Source organism: Spinactinospora alkalitolerans (assembly GCF_013408795.1).
GTDB classification, from domain to species: Bacteria; Actinomycetota; Actinomycetes; order Streptosporangiales; family Streptosporangiaceae; genus Spinactinospora; species Spinactinospora alkalitolerans.
On record NZ_JACCCC010000001.1, the window covers coordinates 3,718,246 to 3,737,759 of the forward strand.

13 protein-coding genes are annotated in these 19,514 nt (G+C 72.8%); 5 read left to right on the forward strand and 8 right to left on the reverse strand.

Features of this window, described 5'->3' with window-relative positions; translation table 11 throughout:
• Positions 1–75: 75 nt before the first annotated feature.
• The 7 genes from HDA32_RS16485 to HDA32_RS16515 form a co-directional block, all read right to left on the reverse strand.
• On the reverse strand, positions 76–4,863 hold the full coding sequence (locus tag HDA32_RS16485) for a ThuA domain-containing protein (protein WP_179644036.1): 4,788 nt from the start codon (positions 4,861–4,863) through the stop codon (positions 76–78).
• 137 nt (positions 4,864–5,000) lie between these two features.
• Entirely contained in the window at positions 5,001–5,867 is an 867-nt protein-coding gene (locus HDA32_RS16490) for a sugar phosphate isomerase/epimerase family protein (protein WP_179644037.1), read from the reverse strand.
• Positions 5,867–7,069, reverse strand: coding sequence for a substrate-binding domain-containing protein (locus tag HDA32_RS16495; RefSeq protein ID WP_179644038.1), 1,203 nt, complete (start codon positions 7,067–7,069; stop codon positions 5,867–5,869). Before HDA32_RS16495 ends, HDA32_RS16490 begins: the two co-directional genes overlap by 1 nt.
• Before the next feature lie 13 nt (positions 7,070–7,082).
• Complete coding sequence (locus HDA32_RS16500) at positions 7,083–8,153, reverse strand: ABC transporter permease (RefSeq protein ID WP_179644039.1); 1,071 nt, start codon at positions 8,151–8,153, stop codon at positions 7,083–7,085.
• Positions 8,150–9,232, reverse strand: a complete 1,083-nt coding sequence (locus tag HDA32_RS16505) for an ABC transporter permease (RefSeq protein ID WP_179644040.1) — start codon at positions 9,230–9,232, stop codon at positions 8,150–8,152. The genes HDA32_RS16500 and HDA32_RS16505 overlap by 4 nt, the downstream gene beginning before the upstream one ends.
• Positions 9,229–10,707, reverse strand: coding sequence for a sugar ABC transporter ATP-binding protein (locus HDA32_RS16510; protein WP_179646737.1), 1,479 nt, complete (start codon positions 10,705–10,707; stop codon positions 9,229–9,231). Before HDA32_RS16510 ends, HDA32_RS16505 begins: the two co-directional genes overlap by 4 nt.
• A 32-nt stretch (positions 10,708–10,739) precedes the next feature.
• Positions 10,740–11,882: a Gfo/Idh/MocA family protein gene (locus tag HDA32_RS16515; RefSeq protein WP_376767019.1), complete on the reverse strand. Its 1,143-nt coding sequence runs from the start codon at positions 11,880–11,882 to the stop codon at positions 10,740–10,742.
• A gap of 113 nt (positions 11,883–11,995) precedes the next feature.
• Between HDA32_RS16515 and HDA32_RS16520 the strand changes: the two genes are divergently transcribed.
• Positions 11,996–13,231 (forward strand): ROK family transcriptional regulator, encoded by a 1,236-nt coding sequence (locus HDA32_RS16520; protein WP_179644042.1) that lies wholly within the window; start codon positions 11,996–11,998, stop codon positions 13,229–13,231.
• A 90-nt stretch (positions 13,232–13,321) separates the two neighbouring features.
• Here the strand turns inward: HDA32_RS16520 and HDA32_RS16525 are convergent, their stop codons facing one another.
• Entirely contained in the window at positions 13,322–13,987 is a 666-nt protein-coding gene (locus HDA32_RS16525; RefSeq protein ID WP_179644043.1) for a GntR family transcriptional regulator, read from the reverse strand.
• Positions 13,988–14,113: 126 nt separating this feature from the next.
• On the opposite strand from HDA32_RS16525, the gene HDA32_RS16530 reads away from it, so the two are divergent.
• Genes HDA32_RS16530 through HDA32_RS16545 form a run of 4 tightly spaced genes read left to right on the forward strand, consistent with a single transcriptional unit; the run spans position 14,114 to position 19,500 of the window.
• Positions 14,114–15,307 (forward strand): CaiB/BaiF CoA transferase family protein, encoded by a 1,194-nt coding sequence (locus tag HDA32_RS16530; protein ID WP_179644044.1) that lies wholly within the window; start codon positions 14,114–14,116, stop codon positions 15,305–15,307.
• A complete protein-coding gene (locus HDA32_RS16535; RefSeq protein WP_179644045.1) occupies positions 15,304–16,959 on the forward strand; it encodes a FumA C-terminus/TtdB family hydratase beta subunit in 1,656 nt (551 codons plus the stop codon). Before HDA32_RS16530 ends, HDA32_RS16535 begins: the two co-directional genes overlap by 4 nt.
• A 30-nt stretch (positions 16,960–16,989) precedes the next feature.
• Complete coding sequence (locus tag HDA32_RS16540; RefSeq protein ID WP_179644046.1) at positions 16,990–18,570, forward strand: SLC13 family permease; 1,581 nt, start codon at positions 16,990–16,992, stop codon at positions 18,568–18,570.
• A gap of 60 nt (positions 18,571–18,630) precedes the next feature.
• Positions 18,631–19,500: an HpcH/HpaI aldolase/citrate lyase family protein gene (locus HDA32_RS16545; protein WP_179644047.1), complete on the forward strand. Its 870-nt coding sequence runs from the start codon at positions 18,631–18,633 to the stop codon at positions 19,498–19,500.
• Positions 19,501–19,514 lie beyond the last annotated feature (14 nt).

Below are 19,514 nucleotides of genomic sequence, written 5' to 3' on the forward strand. Positions count from 1 at the left end.
GGGCGGGGCTCCTGGGGCGGGGAGCGGCCGCTCGTGAGGACCGCTCCCCGTCTCGGTGGGGCCGTTGCGCGGCCGCTACCCGCGCAGCGCGCCGGACACGGCCAGCAGCAGGGTCCGGGCGTCGTCGTCGGCGACGCCCTCGACCTCCGCGTCGAACCGGTCCAGGGCCTTGCCCGCCTGTTCGGACCTGTCCTTGTCGGCGTGCCTCTCGGCCACGGCGAGGTGCTGCGTCATCTTCTTGGCCTGCTTGTCGGTCAGGACCTCCTCGTCCTGGTAGTCGGCCACCAGCTCGGCGGCCTCGTCGTGGGTCACGGTGATCTCGAAGGCCGCCTCGGCGCCGGCGGTGTTGCCGGCCTCGTCGGAGGCCTGCGCCGTGAGCAGGTGCTCGCCGGGTTCGAGGCGCTGGAGCACCGCCGGGGAGTCGATCTCCTCCCCGTCCAGGGCCAGCGTCACCGACGCCACCCCCGAGACCGGGTCCTCGGCCGACGCCTCGGCCTCGATCGCGTCGAGCAGCCCATGGGTGCCGCCGTCCTCGACGCCGCTGATCGCGACCTCCGGCGCCGAGGCGTCGACGGCCAACTCCAGCGCCTTCGGCTCCGAGGTGCCGGCGTCGTTGCCGGCGCGGTACTCCAGGGTGTGCTCGCCGTCCTCGTCGACGGTGACCGGCTCGGTGTAGCCGGTCCAGTCGCCGCCGCCCAGCCGGTACTCGATGTCGGCATCGGGGTCGTCGGCGGTGAGGGTCACCGTGACCGGCGATGTGTACCAGCCGTTGGCGCCGTCCGGCTCCCCCGGGTCGGTCTGCGCCGCCACGGACGGCGGGTCCCCGGGATCGGTGCCGCCGTCCAGCACGAAGTCGGCGAACTCCACCCGGCTGGTCGAATCGGCCGAGTGCGCGGTCACGACCATGCCGATGTCCTGCCGCGCGGCCGCCGACGCCACGGTCACCTCTTCGACCACGACGAACTCCTCGCCGTCGGTCGAGTAGGAACCCGTGAACACGTCACCGGAACGCTCCAGCCGCAGCCAGACCGGCTTGTCACCGCCCGCGTCCCCGAACGCCGAGGTGTCGATGCTGCCGTCTCCGTCGGAGTCCCACAGCATCTCCGGCCCGTCGGAGGCGGTCATCGTCATGGCGACGTAGCCGGGCGACCGCCCGGGCAGGGTGATGTCGTCGCGGACGATGATCCCGGCCTTGGCCCGGGCCGCGGCCGCCTCCTGGGAGTCGATCCGCACCGTCGCGGTGAACTCCTCGCCCACCGCATCGGGTTGGAAGATCGAACCGTACTCGTCGGTCCCCTGCCACATGTTGGCGCCGCCGGAGTCGATGACCCACGCGTCGTCGCCGTGCTGCAGGAACTCCGCCTCGGTGTTGGTGTAGGTGGTCCACGGCTCGCGCACCTCCTCGCTGCCGACGAGGATGCCCGCCCACCGCGAGTCCCGGGTGAACCCGCTCTCACTCGTGGCGCGCGCCCTCACCTGGTGCCGGCCGTCGGGCGCGTCCCAATCCAGTTCGTAGGGGGCCTCGGTGACCGTGCCGATCGGCGTCGATCCGGCGAAGAACTCCACCTTCTCGATGTCGTGCCGGACGTCGGTCGCGTCGGCGCTGAGCGTGACCCCGGCGCCGCTGTCGAACTCGGCTCCGTTCTCCGGGCTGGTCAGAGTGATGCGGGGCCTGCTGTCGAGCGCCACGCCCTGCCCGACGAACTCGACGAAGTTGAAGTTGAACAGGTCGTCGCCGGACCCGGTGAACACCAGGTACAGATCGACGGTGCGGCCGGGATCGGTGATCTCGGCCGCGACGTCCTCCCAGACCTGCCGACCGCCGGTCGCACCGACGTCGGCGGCGCCCAGCAGTTCACCGTCGGGTGCGTCGGCCCGCACCTCGATCCGCCCCCCGCCGTCGGCGGAGGCGACGCGGAAGACCATCTCCTCGATCCCGCTCAGGTTGGCCGGCGAGTAGGAGACGTGGTCCCCGTCCTGGATGTCGGTCAGATGGAGGTGCCCTCCTTCGATGTCGGTGGTCTCCGCCGTGGTCACGCCCTCGGCGATGTCGTGATGCTGGGCCTGCTTGCGCTTGGGCTGCAGCACGACGTCGTCCCTGCCGGTCAGCGGGTCGACCGCCCCGTCTTCGCCGCCGCTGTCGGTGTACTCGGCCGACAGGACGTAGAACAGGTCGGCCTCGGCGCCGTGGCCGTCGTCGGAGAGGGTCGGCACGGTGGCCTCGCAGCCCTGGTACTGCTCCATGGGGTGGCCGTGCTCGTCGTGGCCGAGCGCCGCGGTGATCGTCACGTCGTCGCAGTCGATCGTGCCGTCCTCGGTCGAACCGTCCTCGGCGTCGGTCACCGTGACTTCGACGGCCACCTCGTCACCGAACTCGAAGAACCCGCCCTCCGGGGGCGCCGCGATCTCCAGTTCCGGCTCGGTGTTGCCGACGGAGACCTCGACATTGGCGGTCGCGACGCGGCCCGCGGAGTCGGTCGCCGTCAGCTGCGCGACGTAGTCGCCGGCCTCGGTGTAGGTGTGCACCGGGTCGGCCTCGGTCGACGTCGCGCCGTCGCCGAAGTCCCAGTGCAGGTCGAGCGTCTCCTCCGGGTTCGGGTGGCCGGTGCCCTCCGAGGAGAACCGCACCTCCAGCGGCACCCCGCCGCTGGTCGGATCGGCGGACGCGGCGGCCTTGGGATAGCCCACCCCCGCGGTGTAGTCGATCCGGTACAGGCCGGATTCGCCGCCGGTGCCGAACCCGGCGCCCCACTCCAGCAGGTAGAGCGCGCCGTCCGGACCGAACTCCATGTCCATGGGGTACTCGAACCGGACGTCGGGGAGGAACGGAGTGATGTCCAGGACGTCGCCGTTGTCGTCGAGGCCGACCTCCTTGATGTAGTGCCGACCCCACTCGTAGAAGAGGTTCTTGCCGTCGAGGTAGGCGGGGAACTTGCGGTCGGAGTTCAGGTCGGGGTCGTAGTGGTACACCGGTCCGGCCATGGGCGAGGCCGACCCGGTCCCCAGCTCCGGCCACTCCTCGGACGGGCCGTAGCCGTAGTGGAAGTCGGGGGCCACCGAGGGGGGCAGCTCGGTCAGCCCGGTGTTGTTGGGCGAGTCGTTGACCGGTGCGGCGCAGTCGAACTCCTCACCGGATTCCCCTGTCGCGAAGTCGTAGTCGGTGTAGGCGATGTTCGGTCCGTGGCAGTACGGCCAGCCGAAGTTGCCCGGTTCCTCGATCACCATCCACTCGACCAGCCCCTCCGGGCCGCGGTCGGGGTTCGCGGTGTTGGCGTCCGGCCCGTAGTCGGCCATCAGCACGTCGCCGGTCTCGGGGTCGACCGTGAAGCGGAACGGGTTGCGGAACCCCATGGCATAGATCTCCGGGAGCGCCAGCTCCGGGTCGTAGGTCTGCCCGGGGAACAGGTCGTCCCACGCGCCGCCGTTGAACAGGTTGTCCTCGGGCACGGTGTAGGAGCCGTCGTCCTGCGGGGTGATCCGCAGCAGCTTGCCCCGCAGGTCCGCGGAGTTGGCGGCGGTGCGCTGGGCGTCCCAGGGCTCGCGGTCCTCCCGCTCGTCGATCGGCGTGTACCCGTCGGAGGCGAAGGGATTGGTGTCGTCGCCCACCCCGATGAACAGGTCGCCGTCCGGACCGAACTCCAGCGCGCCGCCGGTGTGTCCGGGTTCCTCTTCGCGCAGCGCCGGCACCTCCAGCAGCACCGACTCCGAATCGAGGTCGAGCAGCGCGCCGTCGTCGGCGACGGTGAACCTCGACACCCGGTTGACCATGTTGGCCGGATCGGTGTCGTCCTCGCTGGCCGGTGCGTAGTACAGGTAGACCCAGCCGTTCTCGGTGAAGTCGGGGTCCAGTGCGAGGCCGACCAGCCCGTCCTCGCCGCCGGTGTAGACGTCGAGCTCGCCGATCGTCGACGTCCGGTTGGTCTCAGGGTCGAACGCCTGGACCTGGCCCTGGCGCTGGATGTAGAAGACCCTGCCGTCATCGGCGACGGCCAGCTGCAGCGGGTCGTAGGTGTCGCCGTCCAGCGTCACCTTCTCATAGTTGTCCCAGACCGTGCCGCCGCAGTCGGCGGCCTCGACCCCGGCCGCGCTGCGCACGCCGCCGAGCAGGTGGTCGATGAACTCGGGTTCGCTGTAGGCGTCGCTGGGGTGCCCCATCGCGGTGGCCCAGATCGGGGCCCCGTCGACCTCCCGGCACCAGGAGATCGGGTGGTCGTGGCCCATCGCGTCGGGTCCGGGGTCGTAGGTCGTCTCGTCCGCGGTGACCAGGACGTGCACGTCTCCGCGCATGTTGACGTCGAAGTTGTACCACTCCTCCTCGCGCTCCCAGACGGCGGGAAGGCCCTGGGTCGAGGGGTGGACGCGGTCGGCCACCTTCGCCGTGCCCGGGAGCACGCCGGGTGAGTGGGTGGGCATGTGGGCACCGGCGTTGACCAGGTCGTCCCACCAGGGGAAATCGTTCTCGATGCCCATGTCGGTGGCGTTGTGGATCGCCGCGATCCCGCCGCCGCCGGCCACGTAGTCCTGGACGGCCTGTCGCTGCTCGTCGGTCTCCCAGACCATGCCGGAGGCCTGGAACATGATGATCACGTCGAAGGTGGCCAGGTCGGCGTCGTTGAAGACCGCGGAGTCCTCGGTGTGCTCGACCTCGAAGTCGTTCTCCTCGGCGAGCCGCTCGAAGAGCGCGATGCCGGAGGGGATGGAGTCGTGCCGATAGCCCGCGGTCTTGGTGAACAGGAGGGCGCGGAACTCGGGGTCGTCGGAGCCGCTGTCGGCGTGGGCCACTGTGGGCGCCAGCACGAGAAGGAGTAGGCAGGAGGCGAGCACGGCGCCGAATGTCCGCAGGCGCCGGAAGCATACGCTCATGGAAGAAACCTCACCGGTCGCGAGAACGTCGGGAAAGGGTCATCCGTGCGGCGTGCCGGCGCCGACGGGCAGGCGGTCCGGCGACCGTGTCGCCGGGTCTACCAGGGGGGATCCCGTTTCGGGTCAGGTCAGCGGCCTCACCTGCCCTCCCCGTCCTGCAGCCGCCGCAGGAACGCCAGGCCGTCCACGGCGAGCGCGTCCTGGTCGGGGGCCAGCGGCCGCCAGATGGATGCGGCCGTCGCGATGGTGGCGTTGTCGGCGGTGAAGGACTCGATCACCAGCGGGCCCGCGTACCCGCTGTCGTCGAGGGCCGCCAGGATCGCCGGCCAGTCCAGATGGTCGGCGCCGGGCGAGCCCCGGTCGTTCGCGCAGACCTGCACGTGCGCGATCCGGCCGGACGCCCGCCGGATCGCGGCGGCGACATCGGTCTCCTCGATGTTCATGTGGTAGACGTCCAGCGCGAGGCCGCATCCTTCGCCGGGGAGCCCGGACAGCGCGGTCAGCGCCTGGTCGACGGTGTTGAGCAGGCTCGTCTCGTAGCGGTTCAGCGGCTCGACGGCGACCCGCACCCCCGCGGCCGCCGCGTGCTCGACCACCGGGCCGAGGCCGTCGGCCAGCTCGGCGTAGTGCCCGGCTCGCTGCGCGTCCGTCATCCGCCAGGTCCGGCCGACCGAGGAGTAGGCCGGGCCGGCGATGACCGGCGCGCCGACGGCGGCGGCCGCGTCGACCACCCGGTACAGGTAGTCGCGGGTGGCGGCGACCGTCGCCCGGTCGGTCGCCACCAGCTCGCGCCCCGGGCCCATCACCAGGGTCACCGTCGCACTCAGGGCCAGGGAGTCGAGGAGTTTCGCCGCGCGGCCGGGCGTCCAGTCCCCGATGTTCTCCACCGGGAGTTCGATGGTGTCGAACCCCCAGTCGCGGATCCGGGGGGCCAGCCGCTCCAGTGCCGCGTCGGACAGGGGGGAGGTCCACACCCAGGTGTTGACGCCCAGCGCGCGCCGCATCAGCGGTCCTGCCAGGCTTCGGGGAATCCGGGCAGGTCCTCGCCGCCGAACTTCGCGTAGTGCAGGCTCGGCATGTCGGCGTTGCGCTCCAGGTAGTCGTCGAGGTCGGCGGCGGTGACCGGCTCCTGGGGCAGCACCCACTCCTCGGGGACCTCTTCGCCGTTGAGGATCCGGGTGGCGGCCAGGACGGGGGTGCGCCACTGGAAGTTGGAGTAGACCGGGGCGATGGCGGTGATGTCCTCCTCCTGCCACTTGCGCATGAAGCTGAGCTCGTCCTCGCCGGAGATCACCGGGTAGGGCCTGCCCGAGTCCTCGAAGGCCTCCAGGGCCGCGACCGCTCCGTCCCCGGCGTCCATCCAGATGCCGTCGACGTCGCCGCGCTGCAGGTACTGGGTGACCAGGTCCTTGATCTGGGCGCCGTCGCCCTCGGTGAACTCGTGGCCGAGGATCTCCAGGTCGCTCTCGCCGAAGACCTGCTGGGCCGCCGCCCACCGGTGCTCCAGCACGTCCACGCCGGGGAGGATGCGCAGCGCCAGGACCGTCGATCCGGGCTCCAGCTCCTCGACGAGGAACTCCGCGGCGTCGGCGCCGAAGGCGTAGCCGCCGATGGGGTGGATGAAGGTGACCGCGCAGTCGGTGTCGACGCCGCGGTCGAAGACGATGACCGGCGCCCCGCTCTCGCATGCGGCCTCGACCGCCGGCGTCAGCGTGGCCGTCGTGGACGGGGAGATGATGATCGCCGCGCAGTCGCCGGCGTCCACGAACGCCTGGATGTCGGAGATCTGCTGGTTGTCGTCGTCGGCGGCGTCGGAGACCCGGAACTCGCCGATCTCCCCGCTGTCCTGCAACACCTCCACCTGCTGCTGCATGGTGATCCAGCCGGTGACCCGCCACGGGTTGGAGACGGAGGCGTTGGAGAAGCACACCGTGGGCGCCTCGGCCTCCTCACCCTCCAGCCGGTACTCACCGGTGTCGACCATCTCCGGTTCGATGGCCTGCAGCCACGGCTGGTCCTCGGGGCCCTCCGGGGTGATCTCCCGTTGGGCGAGCTGGCGTTCGAACTCTTCGGGGTCGAACCACTCCTGGTCCGGGGCGGGGCCGGCGGCCGCCGCGTCGTCGTCGTCGGGGACATCGGTGGTGCACGCGGTCAGCAGCAGGCTCATCGCGGCGCCGCTGACGAGGAGCGCTCGGGGGATGCGCATCGTGTCGGACCTCCTAGCGGGAGCCGTCCCGGGACGGCTCCATCGGCGTATCCGGCTGCGGGGACTGCGGCTCCGCCGACCGGGGGGATCTGCGTGTCCTCTCGCGGGCGGCGTAGCCGACCGCGGCGATGATGATCAGGCCCTGCACCGTCGGCTGGATGGTCGACGGCAGACTCAACTGGTTGAACAGCGTGAACAGCGCCTCCACGGTGAGCGCACCGGCCATCGCGGCGACGACCGTGCCCCGGCCGCCGCCGAGGACCACGCCGCCCAGGACGACCGCGGTGATCGCCATGAACTCCAGCCCGTCGCCCACCTGCGCGGTGACGCCGGCGTAGCCGCCGATGAGAATGCCCGCCACCGTGGCGAGCAGGCTGGACAGCACGAACGCGACGGTGCGCACCCGCCACACCCGCACGCCGGAGAACCGGGCGGCGGTGTCGTTGTCGCCGGTGGCGACGAGCATCCGGCCGTAGGGCAGCCGCATCAGGACGATCGCGGCTGCGCCGACGGCGAGCAGGATGAGCAGCGCCCACGGCAACTGGCCGATGACGGGGAGGTCCTCGATCCCGCCGCGGCCCGGTTGCCGGAAGGCCTCCGAGAGCGCGCCGGTGGGCGCCCCGCCGGTCCACAGCCGGATCGCTCCGTAGAGGACCAGCATCGTGCCGAGGGTGGTGATGATCGAGGGCACCCTGAGCACCGTGGTCACCAGCCCGTTGACCAGCCCGACCACGGCCCCGAAGGCGATCATGAGCAGGACCACCGGGACGGTCCGGTCCGGCTCGCCGTCGATGAGCGCCGCGGCGATCACCACCTGGGCGCCGACCAGCGAGCCCACCGAAAGGTCGAGTTCGCCGGAGACGATCACCAGGTACTGCCCGACGGCGAGGATGACCAGGGGCGCGGCCTTCTTCACGAAGGCCAGCAGCGACGGCGGCTCGGCGAAGGACGGGTTGAGCGCGAACACGACGGCGAAGATCAGGACCAGCAGCGCGAACACGGTTCCGCTGCCGCCCCCGGCGAGCCGGCCCGCCGCCTCCCTGACGAGCGATCCGGGTGCCGTCCGAACGGCCGAGCGCGTCATGTCCGGCCTCCTTCCCGTCCCGCGGGCACGGGTGGCGGCGCGGCGCCGACGCCCCCTGCCCCCGCGTCCGCACCGCCCCCGGAGAACCGGGGCCGGCCGGCTCCGCGGTCGACCTGCCGCCGCGCGTAGATCGCGACCGCGGCGATGACGATGACGCCGCGCAGCACGTCCTTGAAGAACGGGTCGACGGCGAGGACGTTGAACAGGCTGTCGAGCACGGCGAGGATCAGCACCCCGGCGACGGTGCCGGCCACGCCGCCGCGCCCGCCGAGCAGGTAGGTGCCGCCGAGCACCACCGCGGCGATCGACTCCAGCTCGTAGCCGGACGCGTAGACGAGGGTGCTGCCGGTGCCGAACCTGGCCGCGATGAGCAGTCCGGCCGCGCCCGCGGCCATCGAGCACAGCACGTGGGCGGCGATGACGGGCCGGTCGACGCGGATGCCCGACATCCGGGCCACGTCGGCGTCGCCGCCGACGGCGTACATGTGGTAGCCGGTCCGCGTCGTGCGCAGGAACAGCACGGCGAGCACCGCGACGGCGATCATCACGGCCGCCGAGAGGGGGACGAAGCCGATCCGGGTGTAGCCGAAGGCCTGGAAGATCGCGGGGACCTCCCCCGCGGGCCCCTTGTACTGGGTGTCGAGGTAGCCCTTGATGATCAGCCCCGTGCCCAGGGTCGCGATGAACGCGTTGACCTTGAGTCTGGTGATGACGAGGCCGTTCACCAGCCCGATCAGTGCGGCGACCGCGAGGGCCGCCGCGATGCCCAGGCCGATCCGCGCCGGGTCGCCGGCCATGGTCGTGGCGGCGACCACGCTGCACAGGGCCATCACATAGCCCACCGACAGGTCCAGCGACCGGCACAGGATCACCATCGTCTGGCCGATGGCGGCGAACCCCAGCAGGCTGGAGCGGGTCAGCATGTCGACCACGTTGGCGGTGCCGAGCAGGTTGTGCCCGCCGGTGGCGGCGAGCGCGGCCCCGCCCAGCAGGATCGCCACCAGGGCGAGGTAGACCAGGCCGGTCGTGCCGATCCGGTCGGTCCGCACGCGCACCGGTGCGGTGGTGCGGGAGGTCATGACGCGTCCTCCTCCGCGCCGCGGTGGCCGACGGCCAGGGCCATGACGTCTTCTTCGCCGGAGCCGCCGGGCAGTTCGCCGGCGATCCGGCCGTCGTGCAGCACGACGATGCGGTCGGCCAGGCCGATCACCTCGCCCAGCTCCGACGAGATCAGCAGGATCGCGACACCGGACGCGGCCAGTTCGCGGATCAGCGCGTAGACCGCGCGCTTGGCGCCGACGTCGATGCCCCGGGTCGGCTCGTCGAGCACGATCACCGCCGGCTCGGTGGCCAGCCACTTGGCCAGCACGACCTTCTGCTGGTTGCCCCCCGAGAGGAACCTGACCTCCTGGGCGGTGTCGCGCGCCACCAGCTCCAGTGAGGAGAAGAACCCGGGCAGCCGCCGGGCGCCCCGGCGCGCCCTGGTCGGCAGGACGGCGTCGAGCACCAGCCGGCCGTTGGCGAGCACGGACTGGTGCAGCGCGAGGCCCTGGGTCTTGCGGTCCTCGGTCACCAGGGCGATCCCCGACCGCACGGCCTGGTGGGGCGAGCGGATCCGCGTGCGCCTGCCGTCCACCCGCAGCTCGCCGCGGGTGAACCGGTCGATGCCGAAGAGCGCGTGGGCGATCTCGGTGCGGCCGCTGCCCTGCAGGCCGGCGAGGCCGACGACCTCGCCGCCGCGGACGCGCAGCCCGATGCCGTCGACGCGGTCGTTGCCGCCGCGGACCACCTCCAGCCGGACCGGGCCGGGCTCGGTCCCCTCGGCCTTGCCGGGGAAGAACGCGCTGACCGGCCGGCCCACCATCATCCGGATCAGCTCTTCGGAGGTCGTGCGCCCGGCCTCCACGGTGTCGACCCGCCGCCCGTCCTTGAGCACGGTGATGCGGTCGCACAGGTCGAAGATCTCCTTGAGCCGGTGCGAGACGTAGAGGACGGCGACGCCCCGGTCGCGCAGCCGCCGCACCAGGCGGTAGAGGAGGGCGACCTCGTGGCCGGCGAGCGCGGCCGTCGGCTCGTCCATGGAGATGACGCGGGCGTCGTGGGACAGCGCCTTGACGACCTCGACGATCTGCTGCTCGGCGACGGAGAGGGAGCGCACCCTGCTGTGCGGGGAGATGCCGGCCAGCCCGAGGTCGCCGAGCAGCCGGGCCGTGTCGTCGGCCATCCGGCGCGCGTCGACCCGGCCCCTGCGCCGGGGCTCCCGGCCGAGGTGGACGTTCTCGGCGACCGTGCGCTCCGGCAGCAGGTTGAACTCCTGGAACACCGTCGACACGCCGGCCTGCTGGGCGCGCACGGGGTGGTCGAAGGCGACGCGCCGCCCGGACAGCTCGATCACGCCGGCGTCGGCCGAGTGGACCCCCGCGAGGATCTTCATCAGCGTGGACTTGCCGGCGCCGTTCTCGCCCACCAGCGCGTGCACCTCGCCCGCGCGCACCTCCAGGTCGACGCCGGTCAGCACGTCGACCCCGAGGAAGGACTTCCCGATGCCGCTCATCCGCAGCAGCGGGGGGTCGGAGGGCGGGGCGCTCACTCGCCGACCTCCACCCACGCCTGCTCCCGCGCCGAGGTCAGCACGGCCTCGGCCAGGTGGGCCGCCCGCAGCCCGTCGGTGAACGTCGGCAGCCCGTCGGGGGCGGCTCCGGCGATGGCGTCGCGGGTGTCGGCGATGAAGGCGTCGAAGCAGTCCTGGTAGCCCTGGGCGTGGCCGGCGGGCACCCGGGCCAGCCGGCCCGCGGCGGGGCTCAGCGTCTCGGGGTCGCGCACCAGCAGCCCGCTCCGTTCGCGGCCGCCCTGCCAGAGCAGCTCGGGCTGCTCCTGGTCGAAGGAGAGGGTCATCTCCGATCCGGAGATCTCCAGCAGCAGCCGGTTCTTGCGGCCGGCCGACACCTGGCTGATGACCGAGGCGCCGATCAGGCCGCCGCGCGTGGCGAACTGCAGGGTGGCCAGGTCCTCGGTGTCGACCGGGCGGCCGGCGCCGGTGCCGCGGCTGCCGTTGACGGTGGAGGTCTGGGCCGACAGGCGGGTGATGCGGTCGCCGGTGACGAACTCCAGCAGGTCGCACCAGTGCGAGCCGATGTCGCCGAAGGCGCGGGTGGCGCCGCCCAGGTCGGCGTCGACGCGCCAGTTGTCGTCGCCGGGGCGCAGCAGCCAGTCCTGCAGGTAGCTGCCGTGGGCCAGGGCGAGGCGGCCGACGGCTCCGGACCGGACCTGCTCGCGGGCCTCGCGGACCATCGGGTGGAAGCGGTAGACGAACGGCACCGTCGCGACGCGGTGGGCGCCGGCCGCGGCCTCGGCCATCCGTGCCGCGGTGGCGGCGTCGGTGGAGAGCGGCTTCTCGCACACCACGTGCTTGCCCGCCGCGATCGCGGCGAGGGAGAGCGGAGCGTGCAGGTGGTTGGGGGTGCACACGTGGATGACGTCGACGTCGTCGCTGGCCATGAGTTCGGCGGTGTCGGTGAAGGCGCGTTCGGCGCCGAGCGGCCCCAGCGCGTCGCGGGCCTTCTCCGGGGTGGATGCGGCGACTCCGACCACCCGGCCACCGGCGACCCGGATGGCCCGGGCGTGCACCCGGCCCATGAAACCGGTGCCGATGACCGCGGCGCGGTAGCCGTTGTTGAGCCTGTCGGCGCCGCGATTCGACGGCGCGTTCGATTCTGTGGTATGGCTCACTCCCATGGGAGGAACGTAAGCTGACTTCTGTCGGTCGTCAAGCAAAAACTGTGCGCTACATGTGAATTAGCTGGTTAACGGAATAGTTATAGTTCCTATGCTTCACTGGTGACGTGACAGAAGACGCGTTGACGCCACCGGGGACGGCCCGGTCCTCCGCCGCGCGCGTGCCCTCCGCCGCGGGGGCGGCGTTCCCCGGCGCGGGGATGCTGCTGCACCTGCTGCGGGACGGCCGGCCGCGCACGCGCTCCGAACTCGCGGGGGTCACCGGCCTGGCCCGCTCCACCGTCACCCAGCGCGTGGACGCGCTGCTGGCCAGCGGGCTCATCGGCCCGGCGGGCGAGGCGGCCTCGACCGGGGGGCGTCCCCCCGCGACCTTCGCCTTCATGCCGTCGGCGCGCGTGGTCCTCGCCGCCGACCTCGGCGCCACCTACGCCCGGCTCGGCCTCACCGACATGGCCGGGCAGGTGCTCGCCGAGACGCGGGCCGACCTCGACATCGCGCGCGGGCCGGAGGAGGTCCTCGACTGGGTCGTGCGCAACGGCCGCGAGCTGCTGGAGGAGGCCGGCCGCAGCCGGGCCGACCTGCTGGGCGTGGGAATCGGCCTGCCCGGGCCGGTCGAGCACTCCACCGGCAGGGCGGTCAACCCGCCGATCATGCCGGGCTGGGACGGCTTCGACGTCCCCGGCCACGTCGAGGAGCGCCTCGCAGGCCCCGTCCTGGTGGACAACGACGTCAACATCATGGCGCTGGGCGAGCACTTCGCCCAGTGGAGCGACACCGGCCACCTGATGTTCGTGAAGGTCGCGACCGGGATCGGCTGCGGCATCATCAGCGACGGCGGCGTCTACCGCGGCGCGAAGGGCGCCGCAGGGGACATGGGCCACATCCAGGTGCCGCGCGGCGCGGGGCGCGCCTGCCAGTGCGGCAACACCGGCTGCCTGGAGGCGGTGGCCAGCGGCTCCGCCATCGCGGCCGAGCTCTCCGCACGGGGCGTCGACGCCCGCACAGCCCTTGACGTGGTGGAACTCGCCCGCTCGGGTTCGGTGCCCGCCCTGCACTCGCTGCGCCAGGCCGGGCGCGACATCGGGGAGGTCCTCGCGGCCTCCGTCAACATGCTCAACCCGTCCATCATCATCATCGGCGGCTCGCTCGCGCTGGCCGGCGACCACCTGCTCGCAGGCGTGCGCGAGGTGATCTACCAGCGCTCGCTGCCGCTGGCGACCGAGGACCTGCGGATCGTCTCCTCACGGGTGGGCGAGCGCGCCGGCGTCATCGGCGCCGCCGTCATGGTCGTCGAACACGGCCTCAGCCCCGAGCGCGTGGACGCCCTCGTCGCCGGCGCGTGACCGGCCCGCCCGCGCCGACCCCGGCCTCATCGGCGCCGGGGCCGCCGGTCCGGGGCCGGCGGCCCCGGGATCGGCGGAGGACCGGCGCGTTCAGCGGCTCCCCCGGTCGGTGTCGGTGAGCTGGCGCAGGGTGTGCTCCGCGGCCTCGGCGATGTGCGCGCGCATGAGCCCGGCCGCGGCGGCGCCGTCGCGCTCGCGCAGCGCGGCCATGATCGCCCGGTGCTGCGCCGCGGAGTCGTGCACCCGGCCCGCCAGGCTGATGGCCTGGTAGGGGACGCCGTTCCAGAGCCGGTCGACGAACTCGATCAGGTAGTCGGAGTCGGCGGCGGTGTAGATCTCGTGGTGGAAGCGGGCGTTGAGCACGGTCACCTCGTTCTCGCGCCCCTGGCCGACCGCCTCGTCGAGGACGTCGAGCGCGCGCCCCATGGCCGCCAACTGCTCCGCGCTCGCGCGCTCCGCCGCGAGTTCGGTCGCCATGGGTTCGAGGAGCATGCGCAGCCGGTAGATCTCCTCGGCCCGCTCCGGGGTGCACTGGCTGACCACGGCCCCGTAGTTGGCCCGGTGCTCGATCAGGCCGTGCGCGGCCAGCAGCCGCAGCGCGTCGCGGACCGGGGTGAGGCTCATGCCGAGCCGGCCGGCCAGGTCCTGCAGCAGCAGGCGCTCACCGGGCGCCAGTTCTCCCGTGCGGATCGCGTCGCGCAGCGCGGTGTAGGCGATCTCGGACTTGGTGGGGGCCGCCACGCGCTCAATCGGCATGGGATCAGGCTAGCGCATCTTGGTTTTTTGTTTTTTATAAATTATTCTGGCGCGGCGGTCGCCGGTGACCCCCGCCACAGGCGCCGGTGACCCACCGCTCGTCCAACGGATTAGGGAGGTGCGCCCATGGGCGCCCTGGATGGTGTCACGGTCGTCTCGGTGGAGCAGGCGGTCGCGGCCCCCTTCGCCACCCGGCAGCTCGCCGACCTCGGTGCGCGCGTCATCAAGGTCGAACGCCCGGGGGCCGGGGACTTCGCGCGCGGCTACGACACCACCGTCAAGGGGATGTCCAGCCACTTCGTCTGGCTCAACCGCAGCAAGGAGAGCCTGGCCCTGGACATCAAGGACCCCGGGGACGCCGCGGTCCTGGCCCGGCTCGTCGACCGGGCCGACGTATTCGTGCAGAACCTCGCGCCCGGCGCGGCCGAGCGCCGCGGACTGGGCGCACCCGAACTGCGCCGCCGCAACCCCCGGCTCATCACCTGCCAGATCTCCGGCTACGGCGCCTCCGGCCCCTACCGCGACAAGAAGGCCTACGACCTGCTGGTGCAGTGCGAGGCGGGGCTCGTCTCGATCACCGGCACCGAGGAGGAGCCGGCCAAGGCCGGGATCTCGGTCGCCGACATCTCCGCCGGGATGTACGCCTACTCGGGGATCCTCGCCGCGCTGTACGAGCGGGAGCGCACCGGCACCGGGACCCACGTCGACGTCGCGATGCTGGACGCGCTGGGCGAGTGGATGGGCTACCCGTACTACTACGCCGGCTACGGCGGCACCGCTCCGGCGCGCACCGGGGCCCGGCACGCCGCCATCGCCCCCTACGGCCCGTTCCGGGCCGGCGACGGCGGCGAGGTGTTCCTGGCGGTGCAGAACGACCGCGAATGGCGGTCCCTGTGCGAACGCGTGCTGCGGCGGCCGGCGCTCGCCGAGGAGCCCGACCTCTCCACCAACACCGGCCGCGTGCGCCACCAGGCCCGGGTGCGCGAGGCGATCGAAGCGGCGCTGGCCGACCTGACGTCGGCGCAGGCGCTGGAGCGGCTGGACGCGGCGGGGATCGCCAACGCGCGGCTGCGCACCCTCGACGAGTTCGCCGAGCACCCGCAGCTGGCCGCCCGCGACCGCTGGCGCGAGGTGGACTCCCCCGCCGGCCCGCTGCGGGCCCTGCTCCCGCCGGCGCTTCCCGGCGGCGCCGAACCGCGGATGGACCCGGTCCCGGACGTGGGCGAGCACAACACCGCGATCCTCGCCGAGCTCGGCCTCGCCGAGGACGGGGACGGCGGCGCGCGCCCCTCCGGCGCGAAACGGGCGGGCCGGCCATGAGCGGCGTCCCCTACACCGATCCGCTGCCGCTGGGCCCCGACACCACGCAGTACCGCAGGCTCACCACCGACGGGGTCGCCACGGTGCCGGCCGCCGGCCGGCAGATGCTCGCCGTCGACCCCGAGGCGCTGCGGACGCTGACCGAGACCGCCATGCGGGACATGGCGCACCTGCTGCGCCCCTCGCACCTGGCCCAGTTGCGCGCCGTCGTCGACGACGGCGAGGCCAGTCCCAACGACCGATTCGTCGCCCTGGACCTGCTGCGCAACGCCAACATCGCCGCGGGCGGGGTGCTGCCCATGTGCCAGGACACCGGGACGGCGATCGTCATGGGGCAGCGGGGCAACCGGGTCCTCACCGACGGCGACGACCACCGGCACATCACGGCCGGCGTGCACGCCGCCTACGCCCGGCTGAACCTGCGCTACTCCCAGATGGCCCCGCTCACCATGTGGGAGGAGGTCAACACCGGCACGAACCTGCCGGCGCAGATCGACATCGAACTCGCCCACGGCGACCGGGCGCGCTACGACCTGCTGTTCATGGCCAAGGGCGGCGGCAGCGCGAACAAGTCGTTCCTCTACCAGGAGAGCAAGGCGGTCCTGACCGAGGCGCGGTTGACCGCGTTCCTGGAGGAGAAGCTGCGCGCGCTGGGCACCGCCGCCTGCCCGCCCTACCACCTGGCCCTGGTCATCGGCGGCACGAGCGCGGAGTACGCCCTGAAGACCGCCAAGCTCGCCTCGGCCCGCCACCTCGACGCGCTGCCCGACTCCGGGTCCCCGCTCGGCCGCGGCTTCCGCGACCGGGCCATGGAGGCCCGGGTGTGGGAGCTGGCGCGGCGCATCGGCTACGGCGCGCAGTTCGGCGGCAAGTACTTCTGCCACGACGTCCGCGTCGTCCGGCTGCCGCGCCACGGGGGATCGCTGCCGATCGCGCTGGCGGTCTCCTGCTCGGCCGACCGCCAGGTCAAGGCCGCGATCACCCCGGAGGGCGTCTTCCTGGAGCGGCTGGAGACCGATCCGGCGCGCCACCTGCCGCCGGTCCCCGACGACCGGCTCTCCGGCGAGGTGGTCCGGATCGACCTGGACCGGCCGATGGACCGGATCAGGCGGGACCTGTCGGCCGTGCCCGTCGGGTCGCGGGTCTCGCTGACCGGCACCATGGTCGTGGCGCGCGACATCGCCCACGCGCGGATCCGCGAACGGCTGGAGCGCGGTGAGCCCCTCCCCGACTACCTGCGCGACCACCCGGTCTACTACGCGGGGCCGGCCAAGACCCCGGAGGGGCGCCCCTCGGGCTCCTTCGGTCCCACCACGGCCGGCCGCATGGACGGCTACGTGGCGGAGTTCCAGCGCGCCGGCGGCTCCCTCGTGATGCTGGCCAAGGGCAACCGCTCCCGCGGGGTCGCCGAGGCCTGCCGCGCGCACGGCGGCTTCTACCTGGGCACCATCGGCGGGCCGGCCGCGCGCCTGGCCGAGGAGTGCATCCGCGAGGTCGCCGTCCTGGACCACTGCGACCTCGGCATGGAGGCGGTCTGGCGGATCCGCGTCGAGGACTTCCCCGCCTTCGTGGTCATCAACGACCGGGGCGAGGACTTCTTCGCGCCGATCGCCTCCCCTCCCCTGCAGATCTCCTCCCGCCCGCAGGCCTGACCGGCCCGGCGCCCGACCAGAAGGACCCTCATGCGCTCCAAAGAGATCCCTCCGTCCGGCACCGCCGACGACGGGGGGCCGGCCCCCTCGGCAGCGGCCGACCCCGGCGGCACCGCGGCCCCCTCCGCCGCGCCGGCGGACCGCATGCCCCGGCGGCAGGCGATCGGACTGCTCCTCGGGCCGATCCTGGGCATCGGCCTCTTCCTGCTCATGACCGCCACCGTCGCCGAGTTGAGCACCGTGGCGTGCGCGGTCGCCGGCATCACCGTCCTGATGGCGGTCTGGTGGATGACCGAGGCGATTCCGTTCGCCGTCACGGCGCTGCTGCCGCTCGCGCTGTTCCCGCTCGTGGGCGCGGGCGACATCGGCGAGGTCGCCGCCCCCTACGCCTCCGAGACCATCTTCCTGTTCCTCGGCGGGTTCGTCATCGCGCTGGCCATGCAGAAATGGGAGCTGCATCGCCGCATCGCGCTGAACACGGTGCTCGGGGTCGGCGTCCGGCCCACCCGCCTCATCGGGGGGTTCATGCTGGCGAGCTGCTTCATCAGCATGTGGGTCAGTTCGACGGCGACGACCATGATGATGCTGCCGATGGGGCTGTCCATCGTCATGCTGCTGAAGAGGGACGGGGCCGAGGTCGACCGCAACTTCTCGACCTGCCTGCTGCTCGGCATCGCCTACGCCGCCACCATCAGTACGACGGCCACGATCGTGGCCACGCCGGGCAACGCCTTCGTCGTCGCCTATCTGGCGGAGAACCACGGCATCGAGATCGGCTTCGCCCAGTGGATGCTCATCGGGACGCCGCTGTCCGCGGTTTTCCTGGTCATCGCGTGGCTGCTGCTCACGCGGGTGATCTTCCCGCCGCGGATCACCGAGATCCCCGGAGGCGAGGACCTGATCCGGACGCAGCTGGCCTCGCTGGGACGGATGGGCCGCGGCGAGCGGATCGTGGCCGTCCTCTTCGCCTGCACCGCCCTGAGTTGGATCTTCATTCCGCTGCTGAACGGCCTGCCCGCCGTCGCCGCCGCCGCTCCGTGGCTGGGCAACGTCTCCGAGGCCGGCATCGCGGTGATCGCGGCGATCGCGTTCTTCTTGATCCCGGTCCGGCCGGGCCGCGGCGAGATGCTGATGCGCTGGGAGGACGCGAAGGAGATCCCGTGGGGCATCCTGCTGATGTTCGGCGGCGGCCTGAGCATGTCGAAGATGATCACCGACAGCGGGCTGAGCGCCTGGATCGGCGACCAGGTCGGCGGCCTCTCCGGAATCCCCGCCGTGGCGCTGGTCGTCGTCGTGGCCGTGCTGATGCTCTTCTTCACCGAGCTCACCAGTACGACGGCGACGATCACCACCTACGTCCCGGTCATGGCCGGCATCGCGGGCGGTCTGGGGCTGGCCCCGCTCGTCCTCGTCCTGCCCACGGTCTTCGCGGCCGGGTTCGCGTTCATGCTGCCCGTCGCCACGCCGCCCAACGCCATCGTGGTCGGCTCCGGGCACGTGACGATCGGGCAGATGCTGCGGGGCGGCATCTGGCTGAACCTGGTGGGCATCGCCCTCGTCCCGCTCGCGATCCTCACCCTCGGCGCCTGGGTGTTCGGACTCGCCTTCTGACCTGCTTCACCACCGGCCGCCGCGCCCGCGGCGCCGCCCCCTTGATGAGGAGCACCGCCCATGATCGGACTCCGGTCCTTCCTGTTCGTTCCCGGCGACCGCGCCGACCGCATCGCCAAGGCCCGCAGCGGGCCGGCCCACGCGGTGGTCGTGGACCTCGAGGACGCCGTCGCGCCCGCGGCCAAGGACGGGGCGCGCGGCAGCGCCGCGGCCGCGATCGGCGGGCGGCCGCGCAACGGCGGGCCGCTGCTGGCGGTGCGGGTCAACGGCGTGGCCAGCGGGCTGCTGGAGGACGATCTCGCCGCGCTGGAGCCGGTGCTGCACCGGCTCGGCCTCATCGTGCTGCCCATGGTGTCGGGGCCGGCCGACGTCGCCGCGGCGGCCGCCCTCCTCGGCGCCGCGGAGCGCCGGGCCGGGGTCGAGCGGCCCCGCGGGCTGCTCCCGCTGATCGAGACGGCCCGCGGCGTCCTCGCCGCGCCCGAGATCGCCGCGGCCGACGAGCGGGTGGCGACGCTCTCCGTCGGGCCGGCCGACCTCTCGGCGGAGCTCGGGGTCGAGCCGACCGCGCGCGGGGAGGCGCTGGAGCACGCCCGCTCCCGGCTGGTCCTGGCCTGCGCGGCGGCCGGGCTCGGCGCCCCGATCGACGGCCCGTTCCTCGACGTGCGCGACCACGAGGGGATGCTCCTGGCCGCGGCCCGTGCGCGCCTCCTCGGGTTCGCCGGCAAGATGGCTCTCCATCCGGCGCAGGTCGAGGCCGTCAACGCCGAGTTCGCGCCCACCGAGGCCGAGCTGCGCCGGGCGCGCGAGGTGGACCGGGCGTTTCGCGCCGCCGAGGCCCGCGGTGTCGCGTCGATCGCGCTGGCGGACGGCACGTTCGTGGACCCCCCGGTGGCCGCGCGCGCCCGGAGCGTGCTGGAACGCGCCCGATGAGGCCGCGCCCCGCA

Bases quoted from the DNA above. Each gene is read 5' to 3' on its own strand.
- HDA32_RS16485 (WP_179644036.1), bottom strand. From the start codon at position 4,863: ATGAGCGTATGCTTCCGGCGCCTGCGGACATTCGGCGCCGTGCTCGCC.
- HDA32_RS16490 (WP_179644037.1), bottom strand. From the start codon at position 5,867: ATGCGGCGCGCGCTGGGCGTCAACACCTGGGTGTGGACCTCCCCCCTG.
- HDA32_RS16495 (WP_179644038.1), bottom strand. From the start codon at position 7,069: ATGCGCATCCCCCGAGCGCTCCTCGTCAGCGGCGCCGCGATGAGCCTG.
- HDA32_RS16500 (WP_179644039.1), bottom strand. From the start codon at position 8,153: ATGACGCGCTCGGCCGTTCGGACGGCACCCGGATCGCTCGTCAGGGAG.
- HDA32_RS16505 (WP_179644040.1), bottom strand. From the start codon at position 9,232: ATGACCTCCCGCACCACCGCACCGGTGCGCGTGCGGACCGACCGGATC.
- HDA32_RS16510 (WP_179646737.1), bottom strand. From the start codon at position 10,707: ATGAGCGGCATCGGGAAGTCCTTCCTCGGGGTCGACGTGCTGACCGGC.
- HDA32_RS16525 (WP_179644043.1), bottom strand. From the start codon at position 13,987: ATGCCGATTGAGCGCGTGGCGGCCCCCACCAAGTCCGAGATCGCCTAC.
- HDA32_RS16530 (WP_179644044.1), top strand. From the start codon at position 14,114: ATGGGCGCCCTGGATGGTGTCACGGTCGTCTCGGTGGAGCAGGCGGTC.
- HDA32_RS16535 (WP_179644045.1), top strand. From the start codon at position 15,304: ATGAGCGGCGTCCCCTACACCGATCCGCTGCCGCTGGGCCCCGACACC.
- HDA32_RS16540 (WP_179644046.1), top strand. From the start codon at position 16,990: ATGCGCTCCAAAGAGATCCCTCCGTCCGGCACCGCCGACGACGGGGGG.
- HDA32_RS16545 (WP_179644047.1), top strand. From the start codon at position 18,631: ATGATCGGACTCCGGTCCTTCCTGTTCGTTCCCGGCGACCGCGCCGAC.